3 protein-coding genes are annotated in these 18372 nt (G+C 43.2%); 2 read left to right on the forward strand and 1 reads right to left on the reverse strand.

Features of this window, described 5'->3' with window-relative positions:
- Nucleotides 1–867: 867 nt before the first annotated feature.
- Nucleotides 868–4452 carry a bifunctional proline dehydrogenase/L-glutamate gamma-semialdehyde dehydrogenase PutA gene (gene putA / locus ACFBZI_RS07385; RefSeq protein ID WP_375715739.1) on the reverse strand — a complete coding sequence of 1195 codons (3585 nt, stop codon included), beginning with the start codon at nt 4450–4452 and terminating at the stop codon, nt 868–870.
- Between the two features lie 290 nt (nt 4453–4742).
- Here putA and ACFBZI_RS07390 point away from each other — a divergent pair, with 290 nt between their 5' ends.
- Both ACFBZI_RS07390 and ACFBZI_RS07395 read left to right on the forward strand, forming a co-directional pair.
- Entirely contained in the window at nt 4743–5477 is a 735-nt protein-coding gene (locus ACFBZI_RS07390; protein ID WP_375715740.1) for a YoaK family protein, read from the forward strand.
- A gap of 452 nt (nt 5478–5929) precedes the next feature.
- Entirely contained in the window at nt 5930–17791 is an 11862-nt protein-coding gene (locus ACFBZI_RS07395; RefSeq protein ID WP_375715741.1) for a collagen-flanked surface repeat-containing protein, read from the forward strand.
- Nucleotides 17792–18372: the final 581 nt, after the last annotated feature.

The raw sequence follows: 18372 nt of genomic DNA on the forward strand, positions 1-18372 counted from the left end.
TTAATTCAGTTGTAATTAACCATGGCATAATAATTTCACCAATAACAAATACCTTCTATGTACTTAAGGAATATAGAGAATGATGATTTTTCCAGTTAGTTATTCTCTGATTTTTGTGATGTTGTGGTTTTTTTCAGGGTTTTTCGCTTGTTTCCTTATTGCTGTATTTGTACGAGAAAGTTATATATATTGCCAATTTACACTACAATAAGCTGCATAAATTTAATAATGCATTCTATCCATCGGGATTGTTCAGTATAAGCATCTTAATAATACTAATCGTAGATGGTTTTTGATGGATATTTTGGAGTGTATGTCACACTCTTTAATTTTGAGCAAGGAGTTGCAATTAATCTTTTGATGTGCATTATATTTTTATGCTTTTTTGTACAAAAAAAATTGGTTTCGGATAAAAAGCACAATAATAAAAAGATAGAATATTTCTGTTACTGCTTTGGCTTTGTTACAAGTTTTATTTCAGTAATGGATTTTATTTTTTTTATATGATTGCATAATGAAAATGATAATAAAGAAACCAAATGCCAAAGTAGATATCACCCAATTTTGGCAGTGAGTGCCGTGCTATCAAAAGTGGATACGCCAAAATAAGAAGGCTACTGCAGTCTATAAATTGCTATTTGGAAAAACATAATATACCTGACTGACCTTGTATGGTCGCTATTTTTTTTATGGAACCTAATGCCTAAACATAAAAGGCTGGTTGTGTCGGTTGATTTTTTTTTTGGCATTATGCCTGATTTTGGGTGATTTTATTAAGTGAATAAAAAAAATCCACACCCAAAATCATTTGGGTGCAGATTGTCAAGGCTTGATGATTCAAATAAAATCATCAAGCCGCAGGGCAAGTTAGGCAGATGCCATCAAGCTGGCATTACCACCAGCGGCGGTGGTGTTGTAGCTTTGGCTGACTTCGTGGTACAAGCGAGTGAAATCTAAGCCATTGGTGGCGTCAATCACACGGCGAATCGAACCGTCCAATGCTGCCAATCGCTCTTGTTCGTGCGTTGGCATGGCAGATAGGGCAATCACGATGTCATTGGCATCAGACGCTGGCTCTTCCACAACTTCCAACACGCCGTCCAACTCGCCAGCAAAATCTGCCAAAGCGTGTGCTGGACAAACCTGAGCAAGCGTACCATTGGCGGCAAGTGTTGCCAAGGCGTTTAGGCTCTGGACTTTATCGCCGCCGTAGATTGTTACGGTTTTTGGTGCGTGCCATGACAGAGTGTTGGTTTCACCAGTTGGGCCAGTAAGCTCAACGCTGGCATGATTTAGCGAAGTTTGGATAGCTGCCTGTACGGCACCATCAAAGGCGGTTTTTTCGTCTGCATTAAGCAGCTTATCAGCAACCTTACGGACTTGAGATAGAGCAGCTTCGTTAATGCTGGCAGGGGTGTCAAGTTTTGGCGTATCCCAGCGGTTGATTTTGCTCAGACGCTGCAAGTAGAATGGACCGCCTGCTTTTGGGCCTGTACCACTCATGGCATGACCACCAAACGGCTGCACGCCAACCACCGCACCAACGATATTGCGGTTGATGTACACATTGCCTGCTTCAATGCGATCGGTGATTTGTTCGATGGTGCTGTCGATACGGCTGTGGATACCGTGTGTCAGGGCAAAGCCTTTTTTGTTGATGCTATCGATCAAGTCGTCCAGCTCATGTGAGCCAAAGCGTACGACATGCAGCACAGGGCCAAAGACTTCTTTTTTCAGCTGTGATAAGTCTTTGAGTTCAAACAAAATCGGTGCAACAAAAGTTGAGCTTGGTGCATCTGATTTGATTGCCACTTCATGATATGGGGCGATTTGTTTTAGGGCATTGATGTGATTGAGCAAGTTTTCTTGGGCTTCGGCATCAATCACAGGGCCGACATCGGTAGATAGGGCGGCTGGGTTATTGACAACCAACTCGTCCATCGCACCTTTGATCATCTCAATGACATGATCGGCAATGTCTTCTTGGACGCATAGGATACGCAAGGCAGAGCAGCGTTGTCCTGCTGAGTCAAAGGCAGATGCCAACACATCTAGGCAGACCTGCTCAGGCAGTGCCGTGCTGTCCACAATCATCGCATTCATGCCGCCAGTTTCGGCGATTAGCACAGGGTTGTCGGTGCGACTGGCAAGCAGTTTGTTGATGCGTTTGGCAACTTCGGTTGAGCCTGTGAAAATCACGCCATTGATGCGAGTATCTGCGGTCAATGCCGCACCAACATCACCAGCACCCAGCACCAATTGCAGGGCATCGGTCGGTACGCCAGCTTCATGCAGCCATGATACTGCCAAATGGGCGATTAGGTTGGTTTGTTCGGCAGGTTTGGCGACGACCGTGTTACCTGCTGCCAAAGCAGAAACCACTTCGCCAACAAAGATTGCCAATGGGAAGTTCCAAGGGCTGATGGCGACCACTGTGCCAACAGGGCTGGATAGGTTTAGGCGTTCGGTTTCGTCGGCATAATAGCGACAAAAATCAACCGCTTCACGCACTTCAGCGATGGCGTTTAGTAGGGTTTTGCCAGCCTCACGCACCGCAACCATCATCAATAGTGCCATGCGTGATGGCTCTTCCATCAAATCGGCAAAACGGCGTAACATCGCAGCTCGCTCGCTGGCACTGACCGCTTGCCAGCTGCCTTGGGCGGCAATCGCTGTGCTGATGACTTCATGCACGCCATCGGCTTGGGCAAATGACACTTGACCGACTACATCACGGTGATCGCTTGGGTTTAGTACCGCTGTCGCTGGCTGATGGGCGATGGTGGCCGCTGTCAAAGATTGAGCATCAAAGGCGATATGGCTTGCTTCTTGCATATGCTCTTGTAGCTTGGCAAGAACATGCTCATTTGACAAGTCCAGACCAAAGGAGTTGTTACGCTCGCCGTAGAGATGGCGTGGTGGTGGTGTCAGTGGGTTTGGTGAAATGCCAGTGGCTTTGACCACATCAACTGGCGATTCGATCAGCTCATCGATGCTGACATTTTCGTCCACGATGCGATTGACAAACGACGAGTTCGCACCGTTTTCAAGCAAGCGGCGAACCAAATAAGCCAGCAGTGTCTTATGCGTGCCGACAGGGGCATAGATACGCACACGTCGGCCAAGGTTTTTCTCGCCAACCACTTGGTCATACAGCGTTTCACCCATGCCGTGCAAGCATTGAAATTCAAAGTCTTTGTCTTTGCCCATCTCATAGATGGTAGATAGGCTTTGGGCGTTATGCGTGGCAAACTGTGGGAAAATGGCATCTTGAGCTGACAGCAGTTTTTTGGCACACGCCAAATAAGACACATCGGTATGTACTTTGCGAGTATAAACAGGATAACCGTCCAAGCCATCAACCTGCGCCCATTTGATTTCGCTATCCCAATATGCCCCTTTGACTAGGCGAATCATCAGTTTTTGATTATTGCGGCGTGCCAAATCAATCAGAAAATCAATGACATATGGGCAGCGTTTTTGGTAGGCTTGCACCACAAAGCCAATGCCGTTAAAGCCTGCCAAATCAGGATCAGAAACCAATTTTTCCATCAAATCCAAAGACAGCTCAAGGCGGTTGGCTTCTTCGGCATCGATATTTAGGCCGATGTCATATTCTTTGGCAAGCACATACAGGGCTTTTAGGCGTGGCAAAAGCTCATTCATCACTCGATCGTGCTGGGCTCTAAAATAGCGTGGGTGAATGGCAGACAGCTTCACCGAGATGCCATTGCCATCATACACGCCACGGCCTTGGGCATCTTTACCGATGGCATGAATGGCGGTTACATAGTCTTGATAATAGCGATCAGCATCGGCTTGGGTCATTGCCGCTTCGCCCAGCATATCAAAGCTGAAACGATAGCCCATTTTTTCACGCTCTTTACCATTTGCCAAGGCTTCTTCGATGGTTTGACCAGTAACGAACTGTTTGCCTAGAATTTTCATGGCGTGATTGACACCAGCACGGATAAATGGTGCGCCGCCTTTTTGTAGTACACGAGTTAGGGCAGAGCCAAGTCCGTTTTGGTCGGTCGGCTGGGTCAGCTTACCAGTCAGTACCAAGCCCCAAGCGGCGGCATTGACAAACATCGATGGGCTGTTACCCACATGGCTTTTCCAGTCGCCATTGGCAAGTTTGTCCTGAATCAAGCGATCTCGAGTCGCCACATCTGGAATGCGTAACAAGGCTTCTGCCAAGCACATCAACGCCACGCCTTCTTCACTAGACAGTGAAAACTCGTGCATCAAGGCATCAACGCCTGATGATTTGCTGCGATCGGCACGCACTTGGGTAATCAGTCGGCGAGCCAGATTGCTGATTTGTTGTTTTTGGTTATCGTCAAAATTTAGAGTTGCTAATAAATTAGAAACTGCGGTTACTTCATCTAAGCGATACGCACTGGTAACAGCATCACGAAGTGCGGTTTGGGGTTGGGTAAATTGAAACATGGTACAACTCACATTAAAAATAAAGCAAACAAATAATAATTATAGCTTACATAAGGTCATAAACCAAGCTAATTTTGATTAATTTTTGTTATATTATCGCCATTGATGGGCAATTGATTAAAAAAATGGACAAATATCATTGCCATATCATCGCCAAAATTGACCAAACTTCACCCAGTTTTGTTACTGGGTTGTAATTTTTTGTTATAAAATAAATGACGCTGCAAATCGTCAAATGACAAATAAAATGGTAAAATCGCCCAACAAATCAAAAAACAAGGTTGATTTTGATGAAAATCATGGGTGAAACCATTCCAACTTGGGTGCTGATCGGTGCGGTGGTGTTGGCGTTTTGTGCAGGGGTGTTAAATACCACAGCCTTGACAGGGATTACTCACATTTCAGCATCACATGTGACGGGCAATGTCAGCTTATTTGTGGCGTCAATAATCCATGGCGATTGGCTAAACTTTCAGATGCTGCTGATTTCCATTGGCTCGTTTTGGTTTGGCTCGGTGCTAAGTGGGGCGATTATCGGCTCAAGCGAGCTAAATATCCGCCGTAATTACGGCTATGCCATGCTGCTCGAAGGCGTGATGTTGTGCATCAGTCTGGCGATGTATCTGAATGCTCATTTGTTTTTTGGTCAGATGCTGATCGCCATGGCGTGCGGTCTGCAAAACTCGATGGTCGCCACTTATAATGGCACGGTGATTCGCACCACGCATTTGACAGGGCTGACTTCGGATTTGGGGGCGGCGGTGGGCAATTGGCTGGTCGGTCGCCGTGTGAGCCTAAAGCGTATCATCTTGCACAGTGCTTTGTGGTGGGCGTTTTTTGTTGGTGGTGGCACGGCGGTGGTGCTGTACGCCCATTTTGGCTATTTGTCCATGCTGCTGCCGATTACGGTGATTTTGCTGGCGGCGTTATTTTATAATCAAATGGACAAACTGTATCACAAAGTCGAACAAAAGGTTGGGCGACTGGCTCGCTTGGCAATTCTTACAAATCGTTACAAAAAATAATTTTTAAAATTTCTCATTAGAGTTTACATCTGTTTATTTAGTAAATCTTATTAATAAAACAAGCTAAGTGCTTGACAACAAAGCAAAAAACCCAAAAAATTCTCTAAAAATCAACCAAAACCCCAAAAATCGCCGATAATATTTACTACTACTACTACTACTACTACTACTACTAACAATATTAGCAAAAATGATAAATCCACATTAATATCAATGATTATACATTTTTGTTACCAAACTATTACATTCTTGCCTATTCTTTAAATTGAATTTAATTTATGATTTCTGTATAATTCGTCAAATTCCGTCAGCCAGTAAGCTTTTGATGATTTAGATGATTTATTGATATTGTATAAATCGCTTGAGAGTTGTTGGTCAGTGTGTTATTTCAAAAGCTCGTTTTAGGATTCGTGGTAGTATCCAGAGCTTAACCTTAATTTAGGAAGTGTTTTGTGAATAAAATTTATCGTATTGTCTTTAACAAGGCAACCCAGACTTTTCAAGCGGTCTGCGAATATGCTCGTGCTCAGGGCAAATCATCATCGGCACAGGTTGGCTCGGCCGATATTGTAGAAGTTGATGCTAAGACGGCAGGTATGCCAGATGCCAGTAAGGTGCTGATGATTTCGGCGGCGGTGGTTGGTGCCACTTTATTGGCAGCACCACAAGAATCACAAGGTGCGGTAATCATTGGTGCTGTGGGTGATGCGGTTTTTTATGACAATATTAAAACAAACCCCACAGTAAATACCAGTGTATCTATCAACTCAAATGGTACAAATGACACAGGTTACATTCAACGGAAAAGTGCTAATGTTGCCTGTCATAAACAGCTGACTGATGCACAAGCTCAACACTCTATTTTCAAGGACCTTAAAGCTGAAGAATGTAATGCTATTGCGATTGGTTATAATGTAACCGTAGCAACAGGTGCTGCATCTAACAGCCTTGCATTGGGCAATGATGCTGCGGTCACGGCTGGTGGTACTGATGCGATGGCGATTGGTTATAAAGCCACTGCAAATGGTGCTGAATCTATGGCGATTGGTAAAGGGGCAAATTCTGTTGGCACTAACTCAACTGCTCTTGGTACTAACTCAACTGCAAATGGTTTAAGTTCACAAGCGATTGGTCGTGACACTCTTACTGCAAATGATGCCTCAACAGCAATCGGTTTTGGTGCTCAAGCCCTTCAAACTAATGCCACAGCAATTGGTAGAGATGCGCATGCCACACAAGTTAATGCTATTTCAGTAGGTAACAAAGCCAGTGCAAGTGCTAGTAACGCACTTGCTTTTGGTGCTGAATCGGCTGCCAGTGGCAATGATTCAACTGCTGTTGGTAAAGGTTCAAAAGCCTCAGCGGGAAGTGCAACGGCATTGGGTGTCGGGGCGGCTGCTAGCGGTACAGACTCTTTAGCTTTGGGCAAACAATCTAGTGCAACCTTGCCAAATGCCACAGCCATTGGTACTGGTGCAAATGCAAAAAATTACAGTGCACTTGCCATTGGTCGTGATTCAAAAGCTGAGGGCGTATCATCAACCGCATTAGGTTGGAATGCACAGGCAACAGCTGAAAATGCCCTAGCATTGGGTACAAATGCTGCTGCAACCCACGCAGGTTCTGTGGTGCTTGGTAGCGGTTCGGGTTCAGCAACTGTTAATTCACCAGCCAACATTACCGTTGGCGGTAAAATATATGAATTTTCTGGCGAAACGACCAATCCTGGTGCTTATGTTAGTGTAGGCAATAGTTCTGCTGCCCGCCAAATCAAATATGTGGCACCGGGGGAAATCTCTGCAACTTCTCAAGATGCCATTAACGGTTCACAATTTCATGCTGCAGTGCAAGCGATTGAAAGCCATCATTGGAATTTGGAAACTGATGGTAATCGTGGTGCAAGACAAAACAATGCGGCTGTTACCGATAATAAACAAACCGCAAATATTACCAACGATAAAACCGTTAAAATCATTGCCGGCGATAATTTGAAAATTGCTCAAAATGGTAATAATGTTACCCTTTCTGGATACAATGTTACTAATGCAGATGATAGCATTGTTGTGACTAAAGACGATGCCACTAACACATTTAAAATCAAAGCCAATGTTACGCCTGCAGGCAAACCAACCGTCGTTAAAAATGGCGATGATAGCGTTACAGTAACACCTGATGCGGCTAATAACACTTATACCATCACAGCCAAAAACGATAAAACAGTGGTGCAAGCAGGTAAAAATGTTAATGTAACAAATAATACTACTGGTAATACCACCACTTACACCGTTAATGCCGAAAAAACCACAGTGAGCAATGGCTCGAATAAAGTGGTGGTTACGCCTACGCCTAATGCCGATACAGGCGTTACCGATTACAGCGTTGATTTATCTCAAGCGGCAAAAGACAACATTGATAAAGTATCTAAAGGTTGGAATTATTCAACCAGCGGTAATAAAACGGCTGAAAATGTACAGCTTGGTCAAGAAGTAAAATTCGTTAATGGCACCAAAAATGTCAATATCACGCACACTGGCAAAACCATCACCATTGGCGTTGCTGATCCTGTAATTAACGGTGGCGATAATGTAGATGTGAAAAAAAACGAAACCGATGGTTCATTCACTATCACAGCCAAAAACGATAAAACAGTCGTAAAAGCAGGTAAAAATGTTACGGTAACCAACTCGACCGAAGGCGATACCACTACTTACACGATTGATGCCAATGTGCCAGAGCATTCCACTCTTACCACTTGGAAATTAAAAGGCCCGAATGTTTCTTCAACCACCATCAACACGGCAACAAACACTGCTGATGTGGGCGATGGTCATACTGTTGAATTTAAAGACGGTGATCACACCAAAGCCGATGTGCGTAAAGTTGATGCTGGTTCAACCACAGTTACTTTCCACGCGGATAGCTATCAAGGTGCCGGCCCTGTTTCTATTTCAGAAAATACCACAGCCACTCAAGCCAATGCCAATAAAACCAAGGTTTATGATGTTAATGTTAATACATCAAATGTGGTAACTGCGACTGATGCAACTGCAAAAACAGAAGGCAATAAAACTGGTGCAGCTAAATTAGATGTTATTCCAGAAGGTCAGACAAATGCAGGTCAGCCACAAAACGGCTCTAATTTGGTTAATGCCACAACAGTGGTTAATGCCATCAACAATTCTGGCTGGCGTGTAACGACTGGCGAAGACGGCGGTAAGCGTGCAGCTGGTACCACTGCAACCGAAGAATTGGTACAACCGGGCGAATTGCTAAAAATCAATGCCGGCAAGAACACTGTTATCAAACAAGACGGTCAAAATATCACGCTTTCTGCGTATGGTGTTGTCGCTGAGGATAAGAGTGTAACCGTTGTTCAAGACGATACCAATCACACTTTTAAAATCAAAGCAAATTTGCCTAAATTCCAAGCTGGTGATGATAGCGTTACTGTAACGCCTGATACAGCTAACAACACCTATAACATCACAGCGAAAAATAATGTGACTGTTGTAAAAGCGGGTAAAAATGTTACTGTCACCAATACTACACAAGGTAACACCACAACCTATACGGTTAATGCCGAAAAAACCACAGTGAGCAAAGGCTCAGATAAAGTAGTGGTTACGTCTACGCCTAATGCCGATACAGGTATTACCGATTACAGTGTTGATTTGTCTAAAGCGGCAAAAGACAACATTGATAAAGTCGGTTTGGGTTGGAATTATTCTACCAGTGGTAATAAAACACCAGAAAATGTACAGCTTGGCGAAGAAGTGAAATTCGTTAATGGCACTAAAAATGTCAATGTGACCCACACTGGTAAAGAAATCAAAATTAGTGTAGCCGACCCTGTAATTAACGGTGGCGATAATGTAAATGTTACCAAAAATGATAAAGGTGAATTTACTATCTCTGCCAATGTGCCAAAAGTAGCGGCAGGTGATGATAGCGTTACCGTAAATAAAGAGGGTGATACTTATAAAGTCACAGCCAAACAACCAAAAATAGAAGCTGGTGATGCTAGTGTCAATGTGACTAAAGAGGGCGATACTTACAAAGTAACAGCCCAAAACAATAAAACAGTGGTCGTTGGCGGTAAAAATGTTACTGTCGCTGAAAAAGTTGATGGCAATACCACCACTTACACCGTTAATGCCAATGCTTCTACTTGGACAATCAGCGGTAAAGCGGAAGTTGCGAACGAGGGCGAAACACCAACTACCACCACTAGCACCGTTGGTGATAATTCTACAGGCGTAACATTTTCAGACGGCAATCACACTACGGCAAGCGTAACCACCAAAGATAATATTACAACGGTGAAATACAATGCCGATAGCTATCAAGGCGAAGGCCCTGTTTTCATTAAGGCTAATAAGAAAAATGCAGATGGCACAACAACTTTTAATGTTAGCGTAAATACTACGACCATTGGCAATGTCGCTGCTAAAGTTGAAGGCGATAAAACGATCAACACTGGTAAAGTTGAAATTCCAGCAGGTCAGAACGGTTCTAATTTAGTTACTGGCGAGGCTGTGGTTAATGCCATCAACAACTCTGGCTGGCGTGTAACGACAGGTACTGATGGCGGTATTCGTGCTAAAGATAATGCAGCAACCGAAGAATTGGTACAACCGGGCGAATTGCTAAAAATTAATGCCGGCAATAACACCGTTATCAAACAAGAGGGTCAAAATATCACCCTTTCTGCATTTGATCTTATAGAAGGTGAAGGCGTTAATATTAAAACCGATAATAGCACCGGCAAAATTACCATTTCTGCAACCAAACCAGCCGCTACCCCACCTTCCACTTGGAATGTAAAAGGCAACAATGGCACAGAAGACATCACCGCAGCGATTGGTGAAGGCAATGATGTTACCTTTGTAAATGGTCAAGGCACTAAAGCGATTGTGACTAAAGATGACAAAGGCAATGTTTCAGTAAAAATTGATAGCCCGTTGGCATATTCAGGCAATACTGATACTAACGATCAATCCAACGCCACCAATAATGTGACTTTAGTTGGAAAAGATAAAAATGAAGCCGTGTCATTGCAAAATGTGGCAAGTGGTTTGGGTTTGACTAAAGAAGCAGCGAAAACTGTTACAGGTGCAGAGTTTGCAGAAAAATTAGACAAGGCAACTGATGCTCAACTCACTAACGCCGTCAATGTTGGTGATTTGAAAAACACCGTTAATGCCACTTTAAGCAAAGTGGGCTTTAATTTAACCACTAACGATGATAAAGCCGCTATCGATGCAATTGCAGATGAAAAAGATAAAGCTGCCGCTACCCGTATTGAGAACAACGAAACCTTTAACTTAAATAAAGGTGATGGCAATATCGTTGTTAAACAAATCAAAGACGGTTACGAGCTTTCTGCCAATAATAACTTCCAAATTGGTGAAAAAGGTGAAGATGGTGCAGAAGGAAAACCAGGCAAGCCAGGCGTTGATGGTACACTTGGCGTAAACGGCAAAGACGGTGCGTCTGTTGTGTTAAACGGCAAAGACGGCTCTATCGGCTTAACTGGCCCGAAAGGTGAAGATGGTAAAGACGGTGTGAGTGCGAATATCAGCTTAGCCAATGGTACAAAAGGTTTAGATGGTAACGATCTAGGCGGTACGAATGGCAAAGATGGCACAAACAAAACTCGTATTGTTTATGAAAAACCAAATGGCGATACCGAAGAAGTTGCAACCTTAAAAGACGGTTTAAAATTTGCTGGCGATAACGGTGATAAAAATGAAAACATCATCAACAAAGAACTCAATCAAAAACTTGAGATTGTTGGCGGTGCAGATAAAGATAAATTGTCTGACAAAAACATCGGTGTGAACGCTGAAAACGGCAAATTGGAAGTTAAATTAGCCAAAGAGCTTAAAGATTTAACCAGCGTTGAAACGGTTAATCCAACCAATAACACCACAACCACCCAAACGGGCGATGGCATTACGATTACCCATAATCCGAAAAATGAACAGGGTGATACGATCACAGAAGGTAAAAAACCGAATGTGAGTTTAACCATCAATGGTTTGGATAACGGTAACAATACGATTACCAATGTAACCAGTGGTTTAAATACTTACCCTGATGCACCAAAATCGGGCAAATCTGGTTTGATCAATCTGGATAATAACAATGTGCCAGATACAAACGCAGCAACCGTTGGCGACTTGAGAAAAATGGGTTGGGTAGTAACAACCAGCAAAGATGGTAAAGACACGCCTTATTCAGATAAAGTACAAAACGCCGATACAGTTGATTTTGTGGGCGATGGTGTAACTGTAAGTGGTGAAACTAAAGATGGTGTACGCACGATTACCATTAAAGCCGCACCAGCAGCAGACGGCGTTCACTATTTCAGTACCAAAGCAGATCCTAAAGAACAAGACAACTACAACAATGACGGTGCAACAGCTGCAAATTCTATTGCTGCCGGTATTGCAACCAAAGCATCTGGCGAACAAAGCACCGCATTAGGTTTCTTGGCAAATGCATCTGGTGCTGGTGCGACAGCGATTGGTTCAAATGCGTCTGCATCGAACTATGGTTCGATTGCAACTGGTCCAAATGCGAATGCTAGCGGTTCACACGCTATCGCATTAGGTATGAATGCCAGTGCCAGTGCACAACAAAGCGTGGCATTAGGTCAGTTATCAAACGCTTCTGAGTTGGCAACCACGGCATTAGGTACTAACACTAATGCTAGTGCATTGGGTGCAACGACTATCGGTGCAAACTCTAAAGCCACTGTAATCGGCGGCGTTGCAGCGGGTTATACTTCTCGTGCAGATCGTGCTGGTTTGTTGAAAAATGCAACAGCAACGGATAGTGCAACAGCAGCAGCTAACCAAGTGTATGCGTTAGCAGCGGCAACAGACGAAGAGAAAAAAGCGATTGCAGCAACGGCAAAACCTTATACTGGTGGTGCTGGTTTGGGTGCATTCTCTGTGGGTTCTTCATCGGGTACTCGCCAAATCATCAATGTTGCAGCGGGTTCTGAAGATAGCGATGCTGTTAACGTGGCACAATTAAAAGCGGTGGCTAATGCAGTTGCTCGTTCAGGCTTTAACTTAACCACGAAAAATGGTGATAAATCAGATGTGGAAGTTAAAGACGATGATGCAGATGACATTAAAGCGAAAAAAGCTGATGCTGTTCGTATTAACAACAACGAAACCTTTACCTTAGATCAAGGCGATAACAATATTGTTATCAAACAGATCGACAACGGTTATGCACTTTCTGCTAATAACAATTTCCAAATCGGCGAAAAAGGCGAACCGGGTGTTGATGGCAAACCGGGCAAAGACGGCATTGACGGTAAACTTGGTGTAAACGGTAAAGACGGTGCGTCTGTTGTATTAAACGGCAAAGACGGTTCTATCGGCTTAACTGGACCGAAAGGTAAAGATGGTACAGACGGCAAAGATGGCGTAAGCCCAAGCCTAATCTTTAAACCAGCTGAAGGCACTGGCACAATTGATGAGCGTGGTAAAGACGGCAAAGATGGTAGCACAGCCAAAGATGTTAATGCGACCCGTATCGTTTACGACACCAAAAATGAAAAAGGTGAAAATATCACCCGTGAAGTGGCAACTACTGATGATGGTTTGTACTTCAAAGGCGATAACGACACTGTATTAGATCGTAAATTAAACACTCGCTTAGATGTAAAAGGCGGTGCGGATAAAGATAAACTTTCTGATAACAATATCGGTGTTCAAGGTAGCATTGATAAGAATGGCAATCGTGTATTGGATATTAAATTAGCCAAAGAGCTTAAAGATTTAACCAGCGTTGAAACGGTTAATCCAACCAATAACACCACAACCACCCAAACGGGCGATGGCATTACGATTACCCATAATCCGAAAAATGAACAGGGTGATACGATCACAGAAGGTAAAAAACCGAATGTGAGTTTAACCATCAATGGTTTGGATAACGGTAACAATACGATTACCAATGTAACCAGTGGTTTAAATACTTACCCTGATGCACCAAAATCGGGCAAATCTGGCTTGCTGAATTTGGAAAATGCAAATAATCAAGGCGTTCCAGATACTAATGCAGCCACCGTTGGCGACTTGAGAAAAATGGGTTGGGTGGTTTCATCTGATAAAACCACAGGTGAGTTAGGCACTGCTTATAACGATCAAGTGAAAAATGCTGATGAAGTTCAATTCGTGGGGACAAATCTTGCGACAGTGAGCGGTAAAACAGATAGCACAACGAAAGTTCGTACTATTACCGTTGATGTTGATGCACAAAAAGTGGTGGAAAGTGCCCAATTACCAGTAGTTTATACCGATAAAGACGGTAATAAACTGGTGAAAATTGACAATAAATTCTACAAAGCAACCGATGTAGAAAATGGTAAGCCAAAACCAAATACCACAGACGTGCCAGCAGAACAGGTTATTGCCTCTATGAACAGTGGCGGTAATAACACTTCTACACCAGTGGCATTGCATAATGTTCAAAATGCAACGCTAACTTATGAGAAAGCACCAAAAATGACTGCTGGTGAAACGCCGCAACCATATATTCCTGCGAGTATTGCTGGTCATTTAGGTGACAATATTAAAGCGATCAATGGCTTGGCGAACCTAGATGCAGCCAATCCAAATGCAGCATTAACCGTGGGTGATGCTCGCAATTTAGGTTGGGTTGTTGGTGCTGGTAAAAATGAAAGTGGCAAAATTACTAACACCTATGCCGCACCTGTGACCAATGCCCAAGTGGTTGAATTTGTTGGTGATGATAATGGGATTATTACTGTTGAAGGTACAACCACCACTGACGGTATCCGCCGCATCAAGTTAAAAGTGAATAAAGACGACTTGAAAGGTGACAAAGGTGAAGATGGTAAAAATGGTTTAGATGGTAAAGACGGCAAACCAGTTATTGTTGAAACCAATAAAGAAGGCAACACCACAACGATCACCTTTAAAGATCCTACCACTAAGGAAGTGATCAGCACTGCCACAGTGGAAGATGGTAAACAAGGTATTCAGGGTATTCAAGGCGAAAAAGGTGCTGATGGTAAAGACGGCAAATCACCAACCGTTACTGCTGAGAAAAACGGCAATGTTACAACCTTAACTGTAACTGATCCAAACCAAAATGGCGGTAATCCACAAGTTGTGAAAATCAATGATGGTGCCAAAGGCGAAAAAGGCGACAACGGTAAACCTGTTAAAGTTGAAACCAGCAAAGATGGCAATGTCACAACTGTAATCTTTAAAGATCCCGACACTGGTGCTGAAATCAGCAAAGCAACCATCAATGATGGTGAGAAAGGTCAAGACGGCAAATCACCAACCGTTACTGCTAACAAAAACGGCAATACCACGACTGTAACAATCAACAATAACGATGGTACAGCACCAACAACCGTAGACATCAAAGATGGTGAAAATGGTAAAGATGGTGCTGCGGGTAAAGACGGTAAAGATGGTACTAATGGCACTAATGGCACCAACGGCAAAGACGGTAAGTCTGTTACTGTTGAAACCAACAAAGTTGGCGACACCACAACCGTAACCTTTAAAGATCCTGAAACTGGCACTGAAATCAGTAAAGCTACTATCAAAGATGGTGCTAAAGGTGATAAAGGCGACCAAGGCGAAAAAGGTGCTGATGGTGCAGCAGGTAAAGATGGTGTTGATGGTAAAAACGGTCTAGACGGCAAAAATGGTCTAGACGGTAAAGACGGTAAATCTGTAACTATTGAAACCAATAAAGTTGGCGACACCACAACCGTAACCTTTAAAGATCCTGAAACTGGCACTGAAATCAGTAAAGCTACTATCAAAGATGGTGAAAAAGGTGAGAAAGGAGAACGCGGTCTTCAGGGTGAAAAAGGTGCTGATGGTAAAGACGGCAAATCACCAACCGTTACTGCTAACAAAAACAGCAATACCACGACTGTAACAATCAACAATAACGATGGTACAGCACCAACAACCGTAGACATCAAAGATGGTGAAAATGGTAAAGATGGTGCGGCTGGTAAAGATGGCATCAATGGTAAAGACGGTAAATCTGTAACTATTGAAACCAATAAAGTTGGCGACACCACAACCGTAACCTTTAAAGATCCTGAAACTGGCACTGAAATCAGTAAAGCTACTATCAAAGACGGTGCCAAAGGTGAAAAAGGTGCTGACGGCACTAACGGTAAAGACGGTGCCAAAGGCGAGAAAGGTGAAGATGGTAAATCACCAGCCGTTAATGTTGAAAAAGGTAAAGATGGCGTAACTACAATTAAAGTGGTTAATCCTGATGGCACTAACTCCACTTCAACCGTGAAAGATGGTAAAGACGGTATTGACGGCAAATCACCAACCATCACCGTAGGTGAAAAAGGTGCAGATGGTACAACCACCATTACCGTAACTAATCCAGATGGCTCAACCAAAACAACGACTGTTAAAGACGGTGAAAAAGGTGAGCGTGGTGAACAAGGTCTGAAAGGTAAAGATGGTGTTGATGGTAAAAACGGTATTGACGGTAAATCACCAACCATTGAAACTAAAGATGTTGAAAACGGCACAACCATTATCGTAAAAGATGGTGACGGAAAAGAAATTTCTAATAAAACCATCACCAACGGTAAAGATGGTATTAACGGAAAAGACGGTGCCAAAGGTGAGAAAGGCGAAGATGGTAAATCACCAACCGTTAATGTTGAAAAAGGTAAAGATGGCGTAACCACGATTAAAGTGGTTAATCCTGATGGCACTAACTCAACTTCAACCGTGAAAGACGGTAAAGATGGTAAAGATGGTATTAACGGCACTAACGGTAAAGACGGTAAATCTGCGACCGCTAAAGTAACCACCAACTCTGATGGCTCACATACGATTACTGTTACCGATGCTAACGGCACAAGCACTGCGATTGTGACCAATGGTAAAGATGGTAAAACACCAACAGCGAATGTAGTGACCAATAAAGATGGTTCACACACCATTACGATCACTGATGGCAATGGCACGACCACTGCTGTTGTGACCAATGGTAAAGATGGCTCTGATGGTAAAGATGGCATCGTAGATCGTATTGATCCAAAAGATCCTGACAATACTACACCGCCAAGCACACCACCAACAGATGATGGCTCGAACCTTAGCGATGTGTTCTATTTGGGTGCTTATGAAGTAAAAGGAACAAACGGTAAAGTCATTCCTAAACAAATTACCGACCTAGGCAATCCAGATACCACCATTGAAAAAGGTGATGAATTTAAGTTAAATGCCGGTGATAATGTGATCATCACCCGTGTAGATGATGGTTACGCCTTATCAACCAACCATGACTTCCAAGTTGGTAAAGCGTCTGTACCGCCTAAAGATGGCAAACCAGGCAAAGACGGCATTGACGGTAAACTTGGTGTAAACGGTAAAGATGGCGTTTCTGGCGTTGCAATTAACGGCAAAGACGGCTCTATCGGCTTGCGCGGTCCAAAAGGTGCGGACGGTAAAGACGGTTCAAGCCTAACCTTTAAACCAGCCGAAGGCAAAGGTACGATTGACGAGCGTGGTAAAGACGGCAAAGATGGCAGCACAGCCAACAATGCTCAGGCAACTCGCATTGTTTATGAAACCAAAGGTAAAGACGGCAACGACATTACCCGTGAAGTGGCAACCACCGATGATGGCTTGTACTTCCAAGGTGATAACACTGATGTAACCTTAGATCGTAAGCTAAACACCCGCTTAGATGTCAAAGGCGGTGCGAAAGGTAACCTTACTGAGAAAAACATCGGTGTGGTTGGCAGTATCGACAAAGATACTGGTGCTCGCGTCCTTGATGTGAAACTGGCTGAAAATGTTGATTTGGGTGCCAAAGGCAGCGTGACGACAGGCGACACCACCATCAATGATAATGGTGTTAGCATCAACAATGGCCCAAGCATCACCAAAGGCGGCATCAACGCTGGCAATCAAGTAATCAGCAATGTCGCACCGGGCGTTAATCCGACCGATGCGGTGAATGTCAGCCAGCTGAACCAAACTAACGCCAACATCAACTATTTGGGTGATAAGATTAACCGCCTAGATAAAGATTTGCGTGGTATCGGTGCTAGCTCTGCGGCTGCATCATCATTACCGCAGGTGTATATCCCAGGTAAGAACTTGATGGCGGTTGCCGCAGGTACTTACGAAGGTCAGCAAGCACTGGCGGTAGGCTACTCAAGCATCAGCGACAACGGACGCTACATCATGAAGATGACAGGTACTGCAAATACCGCAGGCAAAGTCTCTGGCGGTGTTGGTTTCGGTGTTACTTGGTAATTTGCCAATTAAGCAATTATCAAATCAAAAAAACCAAGAGCGATTTTGCTCTTGGTTTTTGTTTATCAAATAACAACCACGATACTCAAAAACTAAATATACTCGTGTTATAATCCCCGACTCATACAAAACCAAATATGCTAAAATAAAAATTCAAACAAACCAAACCAACCGCCAAAATTTTGACTTTAAAACCTTGGACAATAGCAAAACACATTAAAAATGAATCCTGCATTTGTAAAATTTTTAAGCTGGACTTTTTTCTGTCTTGATTGCTTATATGCACCAGTTTTTTATTTTTTTTTCAGACGGGTGCTTTAGGTTCTGCATATCAGGCTTGCTTGAGAATTATAGAAAAAGGCGTTTTTTATGATTCTTTGGCAACTTACATTTTTTGTTTTGGCTTATTTATTGGTTTAAATTTATTGTTTTTATGCGTGGTGTATGTCTTTAACAAAAACATGGCTTGGAATATTATTAAGAACAATAAAATAGTTTTAATAGCTTTAATTATTTTTTCTCATATGATACTTTGTCATCGCCTGTATTTTGATGTAAAGAGAGATTTTGAGAAAGAGTGT

It is taken from the genome of Moraxella marmotae (genome assembly GCF_042219885.1).
Classification (GTDB): Bacteria; Pseudomonadota; Gammaproteobacteria; order Pseudomonadales; family Moraxellaceae; genus Moraxella; species Moraxella marmotae.

What these genes read in the sequence shown, in the direction of transcription:
- putA (WP_375715739.1), bottom strand. Translation starts at nt 4,452, where the DNA reads ATGTTTCAATTTACCCAACCCCAAACCGCACTTCGTGATGCTGTTACC.
- ACFBZI_RS07390 (WP_375715740.1), top strand. Translation starts at nt 4,743, where the DNA reads ATGAAAATCATGGGTGAAACCATTCCAACTTGGGTGCTGATCGGTGCG.